The following is an 18,295-nucleotide window of genomic DNA, read 5'->3' on the forward strand; positions in this document are numbered from 1 at the left end:
ACGGTGGGCCCGAAGGGCTCAGCGCAGAGCGTCCGCCGTGATGCCCAGGCTCGCCGCCAGGGCCGTCTCGCCCTCCGGCGTGACCTTCACCGCCCGCTCCGATCCGATCCGGACGCACCACCCGGCATCGAGCGCGTGCCGGCAGAGCGCGGCGCCGGCGGTCCCCGCGAGGTGAGGGCGCCGCTCGGTCCAGTCGAGGCAGCCGCGCGCGACGGGCCGCCGCCCCTTCCGTACGAGGGGGATGCCCTGCTCGTCGAACCAGGCCAGGCCCCGGTCCGTGAGCGCGAACCCGGTGTCCTGGCGCAGCAGTCCGCGGTCCGTCATCGCCTCGGTGATCGCGATGCCGAGCCGTCCGGCGAGGTGGTCGTAGCAGGTACGGCCGCGCGCCATCGCCTGCCCGGCGCTCGCGGCCCGCAGCGAGCGCGGCGGCGGGGGCACCTCGGGTTCGGAGCGGGCGGCGAGGTCCTCGACGAGGTGCGCGACCCCGGGGTCGGCGAGGCGCACGTACCGGTGTCTGCCCTGCCGCTCCTCGGCCAGCACCCCGCCCGCGACCAGCTTCCCGAGGTGCTCGCTGGCGGTGGACGGCGCCACCCCGGCGTGCCGGGCGAGCTCCCCGGCGGTCCAGGCCCGCCCGTCGAGCAGGGCGAGCAGGAACGCGGCGCGGCTCTCGTCCGCGAAGAGCGCCGCGAGCGCGGCGAGATCACTGGCTGCCATACGGCAAGCCTCCCCCACTCACGCTTCGGCGGTGGCCGAACCGTGAGCTGCGCCCCGGCGGGGCGGGATCGCCTCGTACTGGAGCCGCAGACCGTCGAGCAGCGCCCGCAGGCCCGTCTCGAAGGCGCCCTCGTCGACCTTCTGGCGGTGCTCCGCGAGGAGGTGGGCCCGGCCGAGGTGGGGGTAGTCGGCGGGGTCGTAGGCGGTCTCGTCGTCCACGAAGCCGCGGGCGAAGGAGCCGAGGGCGGAGCCGGTGATGAAGTACCGCATCAGGGCGCCGATGGAGGTGGCCTGGGCCGGGGGCCAGCCGGCCCGGACCATCGCGCCGAAGACCGCGTCGGCGACCTTCAGGCCCGCCGGGCGGCGGCCGGGTCCCTGGGCGAGGACGGGGACGATGTGCGGGTGGTCGGCGAGGGCGGCGCGGTAGGAGACGGCCCAGTCGTGCAGCGCGGTCCGCCAGTCCCGGCCGTCGTCCTCCTCGAACATCGACAGGTCGATCTTCGCGCTCACCGCGTCCGCGATCGCGTCGAGGATCTCGTCCTTCGTGCGGAAGTGGTTGTAGAGCGAGGGTCCGCTCACCCCGAGTTCGGCGGCGAGCCGCCGGGTGGAGAGCGCGGCGAGCCCCTCCGCGTCCACGAGCGCGCCCGCCGTCTCGACGATGCGTTCTCGGCTGAGCAGGGGCTTGCGCGGTCGGGCCATGGCGCACATAGTAGGCCCGCTACAAGAAAACTAGCAGTGGTAATTAAATGGCCGAGTGGGGTGGCATCGCATGAATCTGGAACTGAGCGAGGAGCAGGAGGCCGTGCGGCGGCTCGCCGAGGACTTCGTCGCGCGCGAGGTCACCCCGCACGCGACCGCGTGGGACCGCGCCGAGGAGGTCGACCGGGGCATCGTGAAGAAGCTCGGTGCCGTCGGCTTCCTCGGGCTCACCATCCCGGAGGAGTACGGGGGCTCGGGCGGCGACCACCTCGCGTACTGCCTCGTCACCGAGGAGCTGGGGCGCGGCGACTCCTCCGTGCGCGGCATCGTCTCCGTCTCCCTCGGCCTGGTCGCCAAGACCATCGCCTCCTGGGGCAGCGAGGAGCAGAAGCGGGCATGGCTGCCCCGGCTCGCGGCCGGCGAGGCGCTGGGCTGCTTCGGCCTCACCGAGCCCGGCACCGGCTCCGACGCCGGGAACCTGGCCACCCGCGCCGTGCGCGACGGCGACACGTACGTCGTCAACGGCAGCAAGATGTTCATCACCAACGGCACCTGGGCCGATGTCGTCCTGCTCTTCGCGCGCACCAACGACACCCCCGGCCACAAGGGCGTCTCCGCCTTCCTCGTCCCCACCGACAGCCCCGGCCTCACCCGTCGCCCCGTTCACGGCAAGCTCGGCCTGCGCGGCCAGGCCACCGCCGAACTGGTCCTGGAGGACGTCCGCGTCCCCGCCGCCGCGATGCTCGGCCCCGAGGGCAAGGGCTTCGCCGTCGCCATGTCCGCCCTCGCCAAGGGGCGCATGTCGGTCGCCGCCGGCTGCGTCGGCATCGCGCAGGCCGCCCTCGACGCCGCCGTGCGGTACGCGGGGGAGCGCGAGCAGTTCGGAAAGCCCATCGCCTCGTACCAGCTGGTCCAGGAGCTCCTCAGCGACATCGCCGTCGACGTGGACGCCGCCCGGCTGCTCACCTGGCGGGTCGCCGATCTGATCGACCGGGGCCAGGACTTCGCCACCGCCGCCTCCAAGGCCAAGTTGTACGCCTCCGAGGCCGCCGTCCGCGCCGCGAACAACGCCCTCCAGGTCTTCGGCGGCTACGGCTACATCGACGAGTACCCGGTCGGGAAGCTGGTCCGCGACGCCCGCGTCATGACCCTGTACGAGGGCACCAGCCAGATCCAGAAGCTCATCATCGGCCGGGCGCTGACCGGGGTCTCGGCCTTCTGAGTACCTCGCTGAGTACGCGGACGGATGTGGCGCCGGCCACATCCGTCCGATGCTGTCCGGCATGAGCGACACACCGGTCAAGCAGCAGAACACCGCCGCCTACTACATGCAGGCCGTCATCTCCTTCGGCATCGCGATCGCGGCCGTGGGCATCGGCATCTTCCAGCTCGACGCCAGCGCCTGGGTCCGCGCCTTCCTCGCGATCTCGGTCCTCTACCTCACGACCTCGGCCTTCACCCTCGCCAAGGTCGTCCGCGACCGCCAGGAGGCCGGTCAGATCGTCAGCCGGGTCGACCAGGCCCGCCTGGAGAAGCTCCTCGCCGAGCACGACCCCTTCCAGAAGCTGGGATGAGCCCCCGCAGGATCTAAGCGCTTGCTCACCTTCGTTGTATGGTGTTCGTCCTGACGGGGTCCGAGAGGGAGTGCGGGATGAGTGCGGCGGAGGAGACGCCCAAGGCCGAGGACATGGCCTGGGGCGAGGTCACGCCCGAGGCGGCCCGGCGGTTGCTCGTGGCCGCCGTCGAGGCGTTCGCCGAGCGCGGCTACCACGCCACCACCACCCGCGACATCGCGGGCCGCGCCGGGATGAGCCCCGCCGCGCTCTACATCCACTACAAGACGAAGGAAGAGCTGCTCCACCGGATCAGCCGCATCGGCCACGACAAGGCCCTGGAGATCCTCCGGGCCGCGGCCGACCGCGACGGCACCGCCGCCGAGCGCCTCGCCGACGCCGTGCGCTCCTTCGTCCGCTGGCACGCCGAGCGCCACACGACCGCGCGCGTCGTCCAGTACGAGCTCGACGCCCTCGGCCCCGAGCACCGCGCCGAGATCGTGGAGCTGCGCCGCGAGTCCGAGGCCGTCATCCGCCGCATCATCAACGAGGGCGTGGCCGCGGGCGAGTTCGAGGTGGCGGACGTGCCCGGCACCACCGTCGCCGTGCTCTCGCTCTGCATCGACGTCTCGCGCTGGTTCAACACGCAGGGCCGCCGGACGGCCGACGAGGTCGGCGCGCTCTACGCCGACCTCGTCCTCCGGATGGCCGGCGCTCAGAAGTAGTAGCGGGAGACCGACTCGGCCACGCAGACCGGCTTCTCGGAGCCCTCGCGCTCCACGGTCACGGCCGCCGTCACCTGCACACCGCCGCCCGCCTCCTCGACCTTCGTCAGGACGGCGGTGGCGCGGAGCCGCGAGCCCACCGGGACCGGGGCGGGGAAGCGCACCTTCTCCGTCCCGTAGTTCAGGCCCATCTTCATGCCCTCGACCCGCAGCACCTGCGGGACGAAGAGCGGCAGCAGCGACAGCGTCAGATAGCCGTGCGCGATCGTCGTGCCGAACGGGCCGGCGGCGGCGCGCTCCGGGTCCACATGGATCCACTGGTGGTCGCCGGTCGCCTCCGCGAAGAGGTCGATCCGCTTCTGGTCGATCTCCACCCAGTCGCTGTGTCCCAGCTGCTCGCCGACCCCCGCGCGCAGCTCCTCGGCGGAGGTGAAGATCCTCGGCTCGGCCATGTTCCTCGTCCCTTCTGGTACGGCATTGCGGCATACCCAATGGTCGGTATCCAAGCGCTTGCTCAGCATGTGGGGTGCGGGGGCCGCTGTCAACGGCCGCCGGTGACGGACCAGTAGGGTTCGACGGGTGCCGCAGATTCCAGAGAAGATCCACGAACTCACCGTCGGCCAGCTCTCCGCCCGTAGCGGGGCCGCGGTCTCCGCCCTGCACTTCTACGAGGCGAAGGGGCTCATCAGCAGCCGCCGCACCAGCGGCAACCAGCGCCGCTACGGCCGCGACACGCTCCGCCGGGTCGCCTTCGTCCGCGCCGCGCAGCGGGTCGGCATCCCGCTGGCCACCATCCGGGAGGCCCTGGCGCAGCTCCCCGAGGAGCGCACCCCCACGAACGAGGACTGGGCCCGGCTCTCCGCGGCCTGGCGCACCGAACTCGACGAGCGCATCAAGCAGCTCGGCCGGCTCCGGGACCATCTGACGGACTGCATCGGCTGCGGCTGCCTCTCCCTGGAGACCTGCGTCCTGTCCAACCCCGACGACCGTCTCGGCGAACAGATGACGGGCTCCCGCCTCCTCCCCGTACGCCGCCCGGCGGAGGAGACCACCGCCTAGTCCGCCAGGGCCGCCGCGACCAGCTCGGCGTTGGAGCGCGCCCGGGTGCCGTCCGGCAGGAACAAGGTGTCCTCCAGACCGATCCGGGCATCCGTGCCCAGGCGGCGGGCCAACCGCAGCACCGGCCAGGCGCCGCCCTCCTCGCCGTGCAGCAGCACCGGCACCCCGGCCGGGACGGCGAGCGCCGAGAGCAGGGCCTGGGCGGTGGCCAGGGGATCGTCGTCCGGTCCCGCGACCTTCGCGAGGACCCGCCGCACCCTCGGCGCCAGCGGGGAGCGCGCGAACCGGGCCGGGCCCTCCGTGCCGGACCACAGCGCGGCCTCGACCCCGACCCCGCGCTCCAGGAGGGCCGTCGCCACCTCCTCGGCACCCGGCGCGTGCCAGTCGACCGACACCAGACCGGGGAGCACCGTCCAGGAACGGATCCGCTCCACCCGGCGTCCGGGGTCGGGCTCGGCGGAAGCCGTCGTCGTGATCCGCACCGGAGTCTCCACCGCCGCCCCGATCGCCCTCAGGACCGGCCCGAGCACCCGTGGCGACAACGACGTGCCGCCGCACGGCGTACGGGGATGCACCCGCACCTCCCGGGCCCCCGCCGCCACGGCCCGCGCCGCGGACTCCGCCAGGGACTCCGGTGTCATCGGGACCGCCGCCGAGTCCCCGGGCCCCCGAGACCCGTTGAGACACACCTGGAGCACCGCGCGCGAAGCGCTCACGCCGCCGAGGCCAGCGGCCGGCGCCGGTCCCCGCGCGCCCGGGCCAGCGCCCCCGAGGTCAGCACCGCCCGCGGGACGCCCACCCCGCAGTCCCCGCACACGGGACCCAGCCACGGCTCGTACGGGTCACCCGGCCCCGCCCACTCGATCCGCGGCCCCGAGCACACCGGGCACGCCTCGCCCGGCCCCCGCTCCAGGGCGCCGATCAGCCGCCGCAGCACCTCCGGCAGCGGGTCCGAGGGATGCACCGCCGGGTCGCCGCAGCGGACCACGCCGTTGCCGCCCCAGACCCGCCGGTGCCAGTCGTCGAGCGCGCCGAGCCCGCGCAGCCCCTCGTGCTTCTCGCGCCGCCGCCGGGCGGCGAACCGCTCCTCGTACGCGAGCCACACGGCCCGCGCCTCCTCCAGCTCGTCGAGCGCCGCCACGAGGCGCCCCGGGTCGAGCTCCCGGTCCTCGGGACCGAACCTGTGCCGCCGGCACAGATGGTCCCAGGTCGCGCGGTGCCCGTACGGCGCGAACCTCTCCAGACACTTGCGCAGTGAGTATCTGCGCAGCGCCGTGTCGCACCCCGGATCGCGCACCTGTCTCGCGAGACTCCGGAAACCGGCCATACCTCGCCACCTCCGCCGCTGGTCCTTCCGCGCTATCAGAGGGACGAACGGGAACCCCGCCGTGTTCCATCGAAATTCCGATGGCAGCCATCAACGGGGTGGAAGAGACGCCCGTCACCCGACGGAACCAGCGCGTCCGGTGGGTTTGGGGGGTGCCCGGGACTACCGGCCCACCCGGGCCGCCGCGACCACGACCCGGGCCAGCTCGGGACGGCGGATGTCGCTGTGCGAGAGGACCACCTGGGCCGCGTCCACACTCACGCACCCGGAGTCCGGCACCCCGTCGCGCAGGGCCTCCGCGAGGCCCAGCCGCACCGCCCCGGGCACGGCCTGCACGCCGTCGTGCCCGATCGCGCCCCAGCGCGGGTCGTCCGCGCCGAGCAGCTCCACGGCCGTCCCGGCCAGCGACTCGGAGTCGTTCGCGAGCCGGGACGCCAGCGGGTACATCACCCCGAGCGCCGAGTCGTGCCGCGAGTAGCAGGCCACCACCGGCCCCCGGACCCGGTTCTGCAGATCGCGGAGCGAGCCGGACCGCCCTGGGTCGTGCGGCAGCCGCGCCGCGAACGCGTAGTGCGAGAAGGCGCCCTGGAGGAGCGTCACGGAGGCGACCGGCCGGGCCCCGCCGGGCAGCCCCCGCAGCGCGTACGCGACGAGCCGGGCGCCCATGCTGTGGCCCACGAGGTGGACGCGGAGCCCGGGGGCGACGCGCGCGACCTCGCCGAGCAGCGGCCCGAGCCCGTGCTCGCCCACCTGCCCGGCCCGCTTCTTCATCACGTAGTACGTGGCCTGCCGCAGCGCCTCCCTGGCGCCCTTCCAGTACTTCTTCAGCCCCGCGCCGAAGGCTTCCTCCGGGACCGCTCCGTCGGATTCGAGGGCTTCCGTGAACCGGGCGCACACCGCCACCGGGTCCGCGACCAGGAACTCCGGCACCGGCTCCGCGACGGCCACGGACTCCACGTCCACGTCCGTCAACTCCCGCAGCAGCGACCCGAACTCCTCGAACGCCGCCTCCGACGCCGGCGCCGCGTCAAGGAGCTCCGTGAGCCGCCCGATGACCGGCTCCTTCTCGGGGAGGACCGTCACCAGGGCCCGGTAGTCGGGCACCGGCTCGTCCGTGAACATCATCGAGGGCCAGACGAGCCCCGCGTACCCCGCCTCCACCCCGGGGGCGAGCAGCCCCGGGAAGGGGGCGAAGAAGTCGGAGCAGAGCCGGGTGGCGCCGGACGGGGAGCTGTTCCACCCGTGCGCGAACACCACCAGCTCGCCGACGCCCTGCCGGGCCAGCGCGGCCAGCTCGGAGGCCTGGCCCGGCGGCCCGTCGCCGTCCTTGTCGAAGGAGATCTCCCGGTACGGCTCCACACTCATCCCGGTCACGACCAGACCCGTCCCTCCACGTCGAGGGGGCCGCAGCGCCGAGTGCGCCCCGTGCGCGGGCGGCGGCTCCTCCGCAAGGATGCCCGCGCACGGCCCCGTCCAGACCTGCACGACGCGCGGCTTCTCCACGGGGCGGGCGTGGTCGGCGGGACGACCGGAGGACATCCCGCCGACCCCCGTCACCGGTACAGCAGATACTCCTCGCGCACCGCCCGGAAGGCCGCCAGGTCCGTCTCCCACGCCCCGACGACCTCGTCGACGCCCGCACCGGCGTCGACCAGGGTCCGTACCCGGGTCGAGCCGGTCAGTTTGTCGATCCAGTTGTCCGCCCGCCAGGCGAAGCCGGACCAGGAGCTCCGGGCCGTGACGAGCAGTCCGATCCCGGTCCGTACCGGGTCGAAGGACTCCCGGTCGTGGACGTGCAGCTGCACCCCGCCCACCGTCTTCCCCTGGAACTTGGAGAAGGTCGGGGCGAAGTACGCCTCGCGGAACCGCACTCCGGGCAGGCCGAGGGCGTTCGCCGCCTCCGCCCACCGCCGGTCGACGCCCTCGGCGCCGAGGAGTTCGAAGGGGCGGGTGGTGCCCCGGCCCTCGGAGAGGTTCGTGCCCTCGAAGAGGCAGGTGCCGGAGTAGACGAGGGCGGTCTCCGGCGTCGGCATGTTCGGGCTGGGCGGCACCCACGGCAGCCCGGTCGCGTCGAAGAACTCCGACCGCCGCCACCCCGTCATCGTCACGGTCTCCAGGGCGACGGGCGCGGCCAGGAACTCGCCGTTGAAGAGACCGGCCAGCTCGGCCACCGTCATGCCGTGCGCCTGCGCGATCGGCTCCCGCCCGACGAAGGTCGCGAACGCCCGGTCCAGGACGGGCCCGAGCGCCGCCCGCCCCGTCGCCGGGTTCGGCCGGTCCAGGACGACGAACCGCTTCCCGGCGAGGGCGGCGGCCGCCATGCAGTCGTACAGCGTCCAGATGTACGTGTAGAAGCGGGCGCCGACGTCCTGGATGTCGAAGACGACCGTGTCCACCCCGGAGGCGGTGAAGACGTCCGCGAGCGGCTGCCCGCTCTTCAGATACGTGTCGTAGACGGGCAGTCCGGTCGCCGGATCGTCGTACCGGCCCTCGGAGCCGCCCGCCTGGGCGGTGCCCCGGAAGCCGTGCTCGGGCCCGAAGACGGCGACCAGGTCCACCCGTTCGTCGGCGTGCATCACGTCCACGACGTGGCGCGCGTCCGGGGTGATGCCGGTGGGGTTGGTGACGACGCCGACCCGCTCGCCCGCGAGGAGCGCGTATCCGTCGGCCGCGAGCCGCTCGAAGCCCGTCCGCACCCGGCCGTGGCCCCCCGCGGCGGACGCGGCGCCGGCCGTCGCCGCCACCCCGAGCGCGCCGCCTCCCGCGGCCAGCAGACTCCGTCGCGACAGGCTCATGCGGGACCTCCTCGCCAGTGACATGGGCACGCACGCTAGCGCTCCTGACGGCCCCGGGGAACGAGGCGTGCGGAACGGGTCTTCCGCCGCTCCATACCGACCGGTTAGTCTGTCCGGGTCGTCACGGCCCAGAGCCGTCACAGCCGAGAGGTGGGTCCATGACCGCGGACACGAACGGACTCCGGGGCGCCGGCGTCGTCGTCACCGGAGCGGGCGGCGGCATCGGCGCCGCCCTCGCCCGCCGCTTCGCCGCCGAGGGCGCCCGGGTCGTCGTCAACGACCTCGACCCCGGGCGCACCAAGGCCGTAGCCGAGGAGATCGGCGCCGTCGCCGTCCCCGGCGACGCCTCCGCCGTCGTCGACGAGGCCCGCGAGGCCCTCGGCGGCACCGTCGACATCTGGTGCGCCAACGCCGGACTCTCCTCGCCCGGGGACGCCTTCGCCGACGAGGACGTCTGGGCCGCCGCCTGGGACGTCAACGTCATGGCCCACGTCCGCGCGGCCCGCGCCCTCCTCCCGGAGTGGCTGGAGCGCGGCAGCGGCCGCTTCGTCTCCACCGTCTCCGCCGCCGGACTGCTCACCATGATCGGCGCCGCGCCGTACAGCGTCTCCAAGCACGGCGCGTACGCCTTCGCCGAATGGCTCTCCCTCACCTACCGCCACCGCGGCCTGAAGGTCCACGCCATCTGCCCGCAGGGCGTGCGTACGGACATGCTCACCGCCGCCGGATCGGCCGGCGAGCTCGTCCTCGCCCCCACGGCCATCGAGCCCGAGGACGTCGCCGACGCGCTCCTCGACGCCATCGCCGCCGACCGCTTCCTCGTCCTGCCCCACCCCGAGGTCGCCGGCTACTACCGCAATCGCGCCACCGACCCCGAACGCTGGCTCGGCACGATGAACCACGTCCAGCAGACCTGGGAGACGGGCACCCGTCAGCCGTAGGCCCGGACGGATGGGAAGATCTACCGACGGGAACGCGTTCCCGTGACCGAAAACGATCATCGAGGAAGGCGGCGGAGCATGGCCAGGACGACGGACGGGAACGGCGCTCCCGTCCCCCAGAGACTCCTCGCCGCCGCCACCCGGCTCTTCGCGGAGCAGGGCTACGACCGCACCTCCGTCCAGGAGATCGTCGAGGCCGCCGGGGTCACCAAGGGCGCGCTCTACCACTACTTCGGTTCCAAGGAGGACCTCCTCCAGGAGGTCTACTCCCGCGTCCTGCGCCTCCAGCAGGAACGGCTCGACGCCTTCGCGGACGCCGACGAGCCCATCGAGGACCGGCTGCGCGCCGCCGCCGCCGACGTCGTCGTCACCACGATCGAGAACCTCGACGACGCCGCCATCTTCTTCCGCTCGATGCACCACCTGAGCCCCGAGAAGAACAAGCAGGTGCGGTCCGAGCGGCGCCACTACCACGAGCGCTTCCGGGCCCTGATCGAGGAAGGCCAGCGGGCGGGCGTCTTCTCCTCCGCCACGCCCGCCGACCTCGTCGTGGACTACCACTTCGGCTCCGTGCACCACCTGTCGACGTGGTACCGCCCGGACGGCCCGCTCACCCCGCAGCAGGTGGCCGACCACCTGGCCGACCTCCTGCTGCGGGCCCTGCGCCCGTAAGGGACCCCTCCTAGAGGTACTTCTTCAGCTCCCGCCGCGCCAGCGACCGCTGGTGCACCTCGTCCGGCCCGTCCGCCAGCTTCAGCGTCCGCGCAGCCGCCCACAGTTCGGCCAGCGGGAAGTCCTGCGAGACACCGCCGGCCCCGTGCGCCTGCACGGCCTTGTCGATGATGTCGACGACGGCACGCGGGGTCGCGATCTTGATGGCCTGGATCTCGGTGTGCGCGCCCCGGTTGCCGACGGTGTCCATCAGCCAGGCCGTCTTGAGGACGAGCAGCCGCAGCTGCTCGATGGTCACCCGGGCGTCGGCGATCCAGTTCTGCACGACGCCCTGCTGGGCGAGCGCCTTGCCGAAGGCGGTACGGGAGACGGCGCGCCGGCACATCAGCTCGACCGCACGCTCCGCCATGCCGATGAGCCGCATGCAGTGGTGGATGCGGCCGGGGCCCAGCCGGGCCTGTGCGATGGCGAAGCCGCCGCCCTCGTCGCCGACGATGTTCGCGGCCGGGACCCGGACCCCGTCGAAGATCACCTCGGCGTGGCCGCCGTGGTAGTGGTCCTCGTACCCGTACACCTGCATCGCGCGCCGGACCTCGACGCCCGGGGTGTCGCGCGGCACGAGGATCATCGACTGCCGGCGGCGGAGGTCCGGCCCGTCGGGGTCGGTCTTGCCCATGACGATGAAGATCCTGCAGTCGGGGTTCATCGCCCCGGAGATGTACCACTTGTGGCCGTCGACGACGTACTCGTCGCCGTCCCGCCGGATCCGGGTCTCGATGTTGGTCGCGTCGGACGAGGCGACCTCCGGCTCGGTCATCGCGAAGGCCGAGCGGATCTCGCCGGCGAGGAGCGGCTCCAGCCACTGCTTCTTCTGGGCCTCGTCGCCGAACTGGGCGAGCAGCTCCATGTTCCCGGTGTCCGGGGCGGCGCAGTTGAGGGCGGTCGGGGCGAGCTGCGGGCTGCGGCCGGTGATCTCGGCCAGCGGCGCGTACTGGAGGTTGGTGAGCCCCGCTCCGTACTCCGCGTCGGGAAGGAAGAGGTTCCAGAGGCCCTGCCGCTTGGCCTCGGCCTTGAGGTCGTCCACGACCTGTGGGGTGTCCCAGGGCGAGGCGAGCAGGGCGCGCTGCTCCTCGGCGACGGCCTCGGCCGGGTAGACGTGCTCGTCCATGAAGGCGAGGAGCTTCGCGCGCAGTTCCTCGGTGCGCGCGTCGTAGGCGAAGTCCATGGTGGTTCAGCCCTCCTGAAGGGTGGTCAGGCCGTGGTCGATGAAGACGGGGACGAGTTCGCCGATGCGGTCGAAGCCGGCGCCGACCGTCTGGCCGAGGGTCCAGCGGTAGTGGATGCCCTCCAGGATCACCGCGAGCTTGAACCAGGCGAACGCCGTGTACCAGGCGAGGCCGGAGGTGTCGCGGCCCGAGCGGGCGGCGTAGCGCTCGACCAGCTCGGCGACGCTCGGATGTCCGGCGGCCGCGGCGGTGGTGGAGACGGGGGAGTCCGGGAGATCGAGCGGCGTGCTGTACATGACGAGGAGGCCGAGGTCGGTGAGCGGGTCGCCGAGGGTGGACATCTCCCAGTCGAGGACGGCCCGGATCCGGTCGTCCTCGCCGACGAGGACGTTGTCCAGCCGGTAGTCGCCGTGGATCACGGTCGGGGCGGGCGAGACGGGCAGCGCGCGCCCGAGGGCGGCGTGCAGCTCGTCGATGCCGGGCAGCTCGCGGCCGCGCGAGGCGTCGAGCTGCTTGCCCCAGCGGCGCAGCTGCCGGTCGAGGAAGCCCTCCGGGCGCCCGAAGTCGCCGAGGCCGACCGCCTCCGGGTCGACGGCGTGCAGGTCGACGAGCGTGTCGACGAGACCGAGGACGGCCGTACGGGTGCGCTCGGGGCCGAGCGGGGCGAGCTGGCGGGCCGAGCGGTACGGCGTCCCGTCGACGAACTCCATGACGTAGAACGGCGCGCCGAGCACGGATTCGTCCGCGCAGAACAGGACCGTCCCCGGGACGGGCACACCCGTTCCGGCCAGGGCGCTGATGACCCGGTGCTCGCGCCGCATGTCGTGGGCGGTGGCGAGGACGTGGCCGAGCGGGGGCCGGCGGACCACCCAGCGGCCGGTGCCGTCGCTCACGACATACGTCAGGTTCGACCGGCCGCCCTCGATCAGCCGGGCTTCGAGGGGGCCGGACACAAGGCCGGGCCGCTCGCGGTCGAGGAATCGGCGCAGCTGCTCGGGGTCGAGTCCTGGCGGCGGGGCGGAGCTCATACGTGCGTACCTCCGGATCGGCTTCGGTCGGCGTTCATGATGACCGACCAGTCGGTATGTCGTCCAGAGGGGCACGGGGAAAGCGCCGTCGGCCCTCTGGTCTCCGATCGCATCCATAAATAGGGTTCACATATGGATGCGAAGCTGATCGTCGACGAAGTCCGGCTGACCCCGATCCTCATCTCCGACCCGCCTCTCCTCAACACCCAGGGCGTCCACCAGCCCTACACGCCCCGACTCGTGGTGGAAGTCGTCACGAGGGGAGGGGTGAGCGGCCTCGGCGAGACGTACGGCGACGCCGTCTATCTGGACCTCGCCCGCCGGCTGGCCGAGGAACTCCCGGGCCGATCGGTCACGGACGTGAACGGACTCTTCGCTCTGGCGGCGGAGACCGGGAGCGTGCCGCACCCGGACACGGACGAGGGGGTCGACGCGAGCGGCCTGCGCGGAGTCCGCACGGCCGAGAAGCTCCGCCTCTCCGTCGTCTCCGCCTTCGAGACCGCCTGCCTCGACGCGCTCGGCAAGACCCTCGGCCTGCCCGTCCACGCGCTCCTCGGCGGCAAGGTCCGCGACGAGGTCGAGTACAGCGCGTACCTCTTCTACAAGTGGGCCGGTACGGACGAGTGGGGCCCGGCCCTCGACCCGGCCGGCATCGTCGCCCAGGCGCGCCGCTTCGACCGGGAGTACGGCTTCCGTTCCTTCAAGCTGAAGGGCGGGGTCTTCGAGCCCGAGCAGGAGATCGCCGCCGTCCGGGCCCTCGCGCGGGAGTTCCCCTGCCGCCCGCTGCGCCTCGACCCCAACGGCGCCTGGTCCGTGGAGACCTCGCTCGCCGTCGCGCGCGAACTCGAGGACGTCCTGGAGTACCTGGAGGACCCGGCGCGCGGCACGGCGGAGATGGCGGCGGTCGCCGCGGGCACGGACGTACCGCTCGCCACCAACATGTGCGTCACCACCTTCGAGGAGGTCCCTGAGGCCTTCGCCGAGGGGGCGGTACGGATCGTGCTCTGCGACCACCACTACTGGGGCGGACTCCACCGCACCCGCGAACTGGCCGCGCTCTGCCGGACGTACGGCGTCGGGCTCTCCATGCACTCCAACACCCACCTGGGCATCAGCCTCGCCGCCATGACCCAGGTCGCGGCCACCCTGCCGGGCCTCCACCACGCCTGCGACACGCACTACCCGTGGCAGACGGAGGACGTCGTCACGACCCGCCCCGTCTTCCGCGAGGGCCGCCTGGCGGTCTCCGACGCGCCGGGCCTGGGCGTGCACCTCGACCGCGGGGCGCTCGCCGGCTTGCACGACCGCTGGCTGAAGGACGACGGGACGTACCGGAACAGGGACGACACGGCGGCGATGCGCACGGTGACCCCGACCTGGACCCCGCCCCGCTGGTAGCGCCCCCCCGTTGCGGGCCCGCACCTCCGCTGGGCGGTACCCCCGCCCGTGTGGGCCCGCGCCCCGCCCGTGTGGGCAATCGTCCCGCACCCCACCCACCCCCCCGTGTGGGCAATCGTCCCGCTGGGCGGGACGGGTGGGCACACGGGACGGCGCGCCTGGCCGCGCCCCCGCCTTCCGCGCCTGGACCCGCAGCTCAGCGGCGGCGCACAACGTGGTGCGGGTCAGGGCGCGGAAGCCTCTGGCGCCGGCAAGGGCGCCGTTCCGTTGTGCCCACCGGTTCCGCCCCGGCGGAACGCATGCCCACAACGGCGGCGGAAGCGCGCCCACAACGGGCCGCCGCGGCTACGCGTGGCAGGACACCGGCACCCCGCCGTTCATCGCCGCCATGTCCCCGAACACCGCCACCGGATCCAGCGGCGACCCCTCCGGCAGCCCCTCCAGTTCCGCGTACGCCCGGTGCAGGTTCGCCACCAGCCGCTCGCTCTCCCGCCACGCGGCGAACTCGCCGAGCTCGGCCCGCCGCGCCGTCTCCAGCGGCGTCGCCCCCTTCGCGTACCCCTCGGCGGCCAGCTCCGCCACCCACCGCAGGTACCGCTCCGTGGTGTCGTACGCCGAGGGGTCGGTCACCCGCCCGTGCCCGGGCACGACCGTCGGCGCGTCGAGGGACCGCAGCAGGTCGAGCGCGCGCAGCGAACCGGCGAGCGAACCCATCGGCAGGAACGGCGTCCCGCCGTGGAAGACGAGGTCGCCGGTGAAGACGACGCCCTGCTCCGGGAGATGGACGATGGAGTCGCCGGTGGTGTGCGCGGCGCCCGGGTGCAGCACCCGCACCTCGATCCCGGCGACGTACAGGGTGAGCCGCTCGCTGTACGTGAGGGACGGCGGCAGGATGTCGACCCGCCCGAAGTCGGTCTGCGGCCACAGCAGATGGAGCTGGTGCCCGGCCGCGAGCTGCTCGGACCGGCAGTTCTCGTGGCCCACGATCCGCGCCTCGGGGCTGAACACCCCGTTGCCGTAGGTGTGGTCGCCGTGGTGGTGGGTGGAGACGATGGTCCGCGGCAGCGGCAGCCCCTCGGCGAGCACCGCCTCGCGCAGCAGCCGCGCCCGGCGCTCGGTGGCGGCGGTGTCGACGAGCAGCGACTCCTCGGCGTCGCCGAGGAAGCCGGCGTTGTTCAGGCACCAGCCGCCGTCGGGCTGGACGAAGGCGTGCACCTGCGGAGCGAGCGTGACCACATAGGGATCGGTGGACGTGGCAGACAAAGGGATTCCCCCGGATGAGAGCCCGACTGGACAGGGGAAGAGTGCCAGTCGGCCCCGGCCGGGCGGAAGTCGGAACGGCCTACTCCGCGTCCCACCCCTGCGCCGCCACGAACGCGTCCCCGTACTCCGCCGACCACCGCCCCAACGCCTCGATCGGCCCGAGCAGCGAAAGCCCCAGCGCGGTCAGCGCGTACTCGACCCGGGGCGGCGTCTCCTCGTACGCCCGCCGTTCCACGAGCGCGTACCCCTCAAGGCGCCGCAGCGTCTCCGTCAGCACCTTCGCGCTGATCCCGCCGATCGCCGTCCGCAGCTCACCGGGCCGGCGCGGACCGTCCCCGAGCGCGTACAGGACGACCCCGTTCCAGGTGTGGGAGAGCAGGTCGAAGCCCAGCCGCGCCCGGCAGTCCGCGAGGACCCGGTCGGGAACCATCCGGTAAGTCACCCCCCGCCTACGGTCGTTCATGTCAGCACGCACAACGGTACGTGAGGGAGGACGCCCCATGCGGGTGGGAGTACTGGGTACGGGAGCGATGGCACGGGCGCTCGGCGGAGGATGGGTGAGGGCGGGCCACGAGGTGCTCGTCGGCGGCCGGGACGCGGAACGGACCGCCGCGCTCGCCGCGCGCACCGGGGCCCGGCCGGGCACCCTCGCCGAGGCGGCCCGCTTCGGCGAGGCGACCGTCCTGGCCCTGCCGTACGACGCGGTACTGCCGGCCCTGGAAACGGTGGGCCCCGTCGGCTCGTTCGGCGGACGGATCCTGATCGACTGCACCAACGCGGTGGGACCGGGCCCGGTCCTCACCACCGGCGAGGGCCCCGGCGCCGCCCGTATCCTCGCCGCCGCGACGGGCGCCCGGGTGGTGAAGGCCTTCAACCACGTCACGCCGGCGGTGTGGAGCCGTACTCCGCCCGTCTTCGCGGACGGACCGCTGGCCGTCCCCCTCTGCGGGGACGACGAGGCGGCCCTCGCCCTCGTCTCGACCCTCGCCGCCGACCTGGGCTGCGCCCCCTTCGTCGCCGGCCCACTGGCGCACGCGGACCTCCTGGAGGCGACCACCGCCTTCCTCATCGGCCTCTGGACCTCGGGCCGCGACCCGCGCGCCATGCTCCCGCCGCCGGTGGCGCTCGGCGGCTGACGCGGGCGACCTGCGCCCCGGCTTGCGGGCCGGCCCGGTCGCACCGAGGGTCGGGGGTATGAAGGCGATCAGCTACAGCCGGTACGGCGGCCCCGAGGTCCTGGAGTACGGCGAGCTGCCCGAGCCCAAGATCGGACCGGACGCGGTCCTGATCGAGGTGCGGGCGGCCGCCGTCAACCCGGTCGACTGGAAGTGCCAGGCCGGATACCTCGACGGCATGATGGACGCGGTCTTCCCGGTCGTCCCCGGCTGGGACGTCTCCGGTGTCGTCGTCCGGCTCGGCCTCTCCGTCCCCGAGTTCGCCGTGGGCGACGAGGTCATGGGATACGTCCGCGAGGACTTCCTCTCCCGGGGCACCTTCGCCGAGTACGTCGCCGCCCCCGTCCGCACCCTCGCCCGCAAGCCCCGCACCTTCGACTTCGAGGAGGCCGCGGCCCTCCCGCTCGCCGGTCTCACCGCGTACCAGGCGCTCCATCGGGCCCTCGCGGTACGGCCCGGGGACACCGTCCTCGTCCACGCGGCGGCCGGCGGCGTCGGCTCGATGGCCGTGCAGATCGCCCGCCACCTCGGCTGCCGGGTCATCGGCGCGGCCAGGGACGCGGGGCTGGAACGGGTCGCGGAGCTCGGCGCCGACCCCGTCCGCTACGACGAGGCGACCTTCACCGACCAGGTCCGCGCCCTCGCCCCGCAGGGCGTGGACGCCGTCCTCGACACCATCGGGGGCCCGTTCCTGAAGCTCTCCGCCCCGCTCCTCGCCCCGCAGGGCCGCCTGGCGTCGATCGCCGACGGCGAGGTCCTCGCCCTCGGCGGCACCTATTTCTGGACCCGCCCCGACGCCGCCGACCTCGCGGCCCTCGCCGACCTGGCCGACGCGGGCGTCCTCACCGTACGGGTGGCCAGGTCGTTCCCGCTGGAACGGGCCGCCGAGGCCCAGCGCGCCAACGCGGAGGGCGGCCTCAACGGCAAGGTCGTGGTCACGGTGCCCTGAGGCCGTGTCCGGAAAGTCCCCCCTGGCCCGGCCTAGAGGCCCGGGATCACCAGATCACCGCCGCCCCGAAGACGGCGAGCGCGATCGTGCACCCCGCCGCGAGCAGCGCGCCCCGGTGGGAGAGCGGGAGCGGCCGGGCCGCGCCCAGGGAGCGGATCCGCCGGTGCGCCACGGCCAGGAAGGCGACCCACACCAGGGACGACAGCGCGAACCCGGTCAGTTCCTTCGCGGTGATCTCGTCGCTGACGGTCAGTTTCATGGCGAGCACCGCGACGACCGTGCACGACAGGGTCGTACGCCGCCACGCGAGCCGGGTCCGCTCGGGCTGGAGCCCCGGGTCCCGGGTCTCGGCGGCCTCGGTCACCGCCCGGCCCAGCCGAAGACGACGAGCACCACCATCGCGAGCGCCACCGCGGCCACCGCGAGGCTGAGCACCGCGGGGAACCTGGACACCGGCAGGTCCTCGCCGCGCCGCATGGCCCGCTCGCAGCGCACCCAGTGGTTCACCGCGCGCAGGGCGCACAGCACTCCGGCGGCGAGCAGCGCGAGCGCGAGCCCGACGCGCACGCCCCAGCGCAGGTCCGGCAGGAACTGGTCGACGGCGAAGCCACCGCCGACGAGGGCGAGCGCGGTCCGGATCCAGGCGAGGAAGGTCCGCTCGTTGGCCAGGGAGAAGCGGTAGTCGGGGGTCTCGCCCTCGTCCCTGATCCGCCGCGGCGCGAACCACAGCCGCAGGCTCTGCACGAATTCGCTCACCCGTGCACCCTAACG

22 protein-coding genes are annotated in these 18,295 nt (G+C 73.6%); 9 read left to right on the forward strand and 13 right to left on the reverse strand.

The features are described 5' to 3' along the window. Positions 1 to 18: 18 nt before the first annotated feature. Positions 19 to 714, reverse strand: a complete 696-nt coding sequence (locus tag ACF07V_RS15175) for an ArsR/SmtB family transcription factor (protein WP_392154390.1) — start codon at positions 712 to 714, stop codon at positions 19 to 21. Between the two features lie 18 nt (positions 715 to 732). Beyond that, positions 733 to 1,422 carry a TetR/AcrR family transcriptional regulator gene (locus ACF07V_RS15180; protein WP_392154392.1) on the reverse strand — a complete coding sequence of 230 codons (690 nt, stop codon included), beginning with the start codon at positions 1,420 to 1,422 and terminating at the stop codon, positions 733 to 735. A 61-nt stretch (positions 1,423 to 1,483) separates the two neighbouring features. Here ACF07V_RS15180 and ACF07V_RS15185 point away from each other — a divergent pair, with 61 nt between their 5' ends. The 3 genes from ACF07V_RS15185 to ACF07V_RS15195 all read left to right on the forward strand — a co-directional run bounded on the left by ACF07V_RS15185 (position 1,484) and on the right by ACF07V_RS15195 (position 3,691). Then, on the forward strand, positions 1,484 to 2,635 hold the full coding sequence (locus tag ACF07V_RS15185) for an acyl-CoA dehydrogenase family protein (protein ID WP_392154394.1): 1,152 nt from the start codon (positions 1,484 to 1,486) through the stop codon (positions 2,633 to 2,635). Positions 2,636 to 2,696: 61 nt separating this feature from the next. Beyond that, positions 2,697 to 2,987, forward strand: a complete 291-nt coding sequence (locus ACF07V_RS15190; protein ID WP_392154396.1) for a YiaA/YiaB family inner membrane protein — start codon at positions 2,697 to 2,699, stop codon at positions 2,985 to 2,987. Between the two features lie 77 nt (positions 2,988 to 3,064). Continuing rightward, entirely contained in the window at positions 3,065 to 3,691 is a 627-nt protein-coding gene (locus ACF07V_RS15195; RefSeq protein ID WP_392154397.1) for a TetR/AcrR family transcriptional regulator, read from the forward strand. On the opposite strand, the gene ACF07V_RS15200 is transcribed toward ACF07V_RS15195, so the two are convergent. After that, on the reverse strand, positions 3,682 to 4,143 hold the full coding sequence (locus ACF07V_RS15200) for a MaoC family dehydratase (protein WP_150159851.1): 462 nt from the start codon (positions 4,141 to 4,143) through the stop codon (positions 3,682 to 3,684). The two genes, ACF07V_RS15195 and ACF07V_RS15200, sit on opposite strands and share 10 nt — an antisense overlap. Before the next feature lie 127 nt (positions 4,144 to 4,270). On the opposite strand from ACF07V_RS15200, the gene soxR reads away from it, so the two are divergent. Beyond that, positions 4,271 to 4,750, forward strand: a complete 480-nt coding sequence (soxR, locus tag ACF07V_RS15205) for a redox-sensitive transcriptional activator SoxR (protein WP_392154400.1) — start codon at positions 4,271 to 4,273, stop codon at positions 4,748 to 4,750. Here the strand turns inward: soxR and ACF07V_RS15210 are convergent. The 4 genes from ACF07V_RS15210 to ACF07V_RS15225 form a co-directional block, all read right to left on the reverse strand. Then, positions 4,747 to 5,448 (reverse strand): 3-keto-5-aminohexanoate cleavage protein, encoded by a 702-nt coding sequence (locus tag ACF07V_RS15210; RefSeq protein ID WP_392154909.1) that lies wholly within the window; start codon positions 5,446 to 5,448, stop codon positions 4,747 to 4,749. The two genes, soxR and ACF07V_RS15210, sit on opposite strands and share 4 nt — an antisense overlap. A gap of 14 nt (positions 5,449 to 5,462) precedes the next feature. Next, positions 5,463 to 6,077 (reverse strand): hypothetical protein, encoded by a 615-nt coding sequence (locus ACF07V_RS15215; RefSeq protein WP_392154401.1) that lies wholly within the window; start codon positions 6,075 to 6,077, stop codon positions 5,463 to 5,465. Between the two features lie 162 nt (positions 6,078 to 6,239). Beyond that, the gene (locus ACF07V_RS15220; RefSeq protein ID WP_392154910.1) at positions 6,240 to 7,442 is read right to left on the reverse strand and encodes a serine-threonine protein kinase; all 1,203 of its coding nucleotides are present in this window, start codon (positions 7,440 to 7,442) and stop codon (positions 6,240 to 6,242) included. Between the two features lie 188 nt (positions 7,443 to 7,630). After that, a complete protein-coding gene (locus ACF07V_RS15225; RefSeq protein ID WP_392154403.1) occupies positions 7,631 to 8,872 on the reverse strand; it encodes an exo-beta-N-acetylmuramidase NamZ domain-containing protein in 1,242 nt (413 codons plus the stop codon). Between the two features lie 158 nt (positions 8,873 to 9,030). Between ACF07V_RS15225 and ACF07V_RS15230 the strand changes: the two genes are divergently transcribed. Further along, complete coding sequence (locus ACF07V_RS15230) at positions 9,031 to 9,813, forward strand: SDR family oxidoreductase (protein ID WP_392154405.1); 783 nt, start codon at positions 9,031 to 9,033, stop codon at positions 9,811 to 9,813. Between the two features lie 78 nt (positions 9,814 to 9,891). Then, positions 9,892 to 10,485, forward strand: a complete 594-nt coding sequence (locus ACF07V_RS15235; protein WP_392154406.1) for a TetR/AcrR family transcriptional regulator — start codon at positions 9,892 to 9,894, stop codon at positions 10,483 to 10,485. Between the two features lie 10 nt (positions 10,486 to 10,495). Here ACF07V_RS15235 and ACF07V_RS15240 read toward each other — a convergent pair whose 3' ends face one another. Together ACF07V_RS15240 and ACF07V_RS15245 are read right to left on the reverse strand one after the other, a co-directional pair. Further along, entirely contained in the window at positions 10,496 to 11,710 is a 1,215-nt protein-coding gene (locus ACF07V_RS15240) for an acyl-CoA dehydrogenase family protein (protein ID WP_392154407.1), read from the reverse strand. Positions 11,711 to 11,716: 6 nt separating this feature from the next. Beyond that, positions 11,717 to 12,739: a phosphotransferase gene (locus tag ACF07V_RS15245; protein WP_392154409.1), complete on the reverse strand. Its 1,023-nt coding sequence runs from the start codon at positions 12,737 to 12,739 to the stop codon at positions 11,717 to 11,719. Between the two features lie 132 nt (positions 12,740 to 12,871). On the opposite strand from ACF07V_RS15245, the gene ACF07V_RS15250 reads away from it, so the two are divergent. Next, positions 12,872 to 14,137, forward strand: coding sequence for an enolase C-terminal domain-like protein (locus ACF07V_RS15250; protein ID WP_392154411.1), 1,266 nt, complete (start codon positions 12,872 to 12,874; stop codon positions 14,135 to 14,137). 345 nt (positions 14,138 to 14,482) lie between these two features. On the opposite strand, the gene ACF07V_RS15255 is transcribed toward ACF07V_RS15250, so the two are convergent. Together ACF07V_RS15255 and ACF07V_RS15260 are read right to left on the reverse strand one after the other, a co-directional pair. Next, positions 14,483 to 15,400, reverse strand: a complete 918-nt coding sequence (locus ACF07V_RS15255) for an MBL fold metallo-hydrolase (RefSeq protein ID WP_392154413.1) — start codon at positions 15,398 to 15,400, stop codon at positions 14,483 to 14,485. A 79-nt stretch (positions 15,401 to 15,479) separates the two neighbouring features. After that, positions 15,480 to 15,830: a winged helix-turn-helix transcriptional regulator gene (locus ACF07V_RS15260; RefSeq protein WP_392154911.1), complete on the reverse strand. Its 351-nt coding sequence runs from the start codon at positions 15,828 to 15,830 to the stop codon at positions 15,480 to 15,482. A gap of 70 nt (positions 15,831 to 15,900) precedes the next feature. Between ACF07V_RS15260 and ACF07V_RS15265 the strand changes: the two genes are divergently transcribed. Together ACF07V_RS15265 and ACF07V_RS15270 are read left to right on the forward strand one after the other, a co-directional pair. Continuing rightward, positions 15,901 to 16,536: an NADPH-dependent F420 reductase gene (locus ACF07V_RS15265; RefSeq protein ID WP_392154415.1), complete on the forward strand. Its 636-nt coding sequence runs from the start codon at positions 15,901 to 15,903 to the stop codon at positions 16,534 to 16,536. A 58-nt stretch (positions 16,537 to 16,594) separates the two neighbouring features. Continuing rightward, the gene (locus ACF07V_RS15270; RefSeq protein WP_392154417.1) at positions 16,595 to 17,524 is read left to right on the forward strand and encodes an NADP-dependent oxidoreductase; all 930 of its coding nucleotides are present in this window, start codon (positions 16,595 to 16,597) and stop codon (positions 17,522 to 17,524) included. 46 nt (positions 17,525 to 17,570) lie between these two features. On the opposite strand, the gene ACF07V_RS15275 is transcribed toward ACF07V_RS15270, so the two are convergent. Both ACF07V_RS15275 and ACF07V_RS15280 read right to left on the reverse strand, forming a co-directional pair. Further along, a complete protein-coding gene (locus tag ACF07V_RS15275) occupies positions 17,571 to 17,888 on the reverse strand; it encodes a DUF202 domain-containing protein (RefSeq protein ID WP_392154419.1) in 318 nt (105 codons plus the stop codon). Continuing rightward, the gene (locus ACF07V_RS15280) at positions 17,885 to 18,280 is read right to left on the reverse strand and encodes a YidH family protein (RefSeq protein ID WP_392154420.1); all 396 of its coding nucleotides are present in this window, start codon (positions 18,278 to 18,280) and stop codon (positions 17,885 to 17,887) included. Before ACF07V_RS15280 ends, ACF07V_RS15275 begins: the two co-directional genes overlap by 4 nt. Positions 18,281 to 18,295: the final 15 nt, after the last annotated feature.

The organism is Streptomyces sp. NPDC015661, assembly GCF_043077765.1.
In the GTDB taxonomy this organism is placed as follows: domain Bacteria; phylum Actinomycetota; class Actinomycetes; order Streptomycetales; family Streptomycetaceae; genus Streptomyces.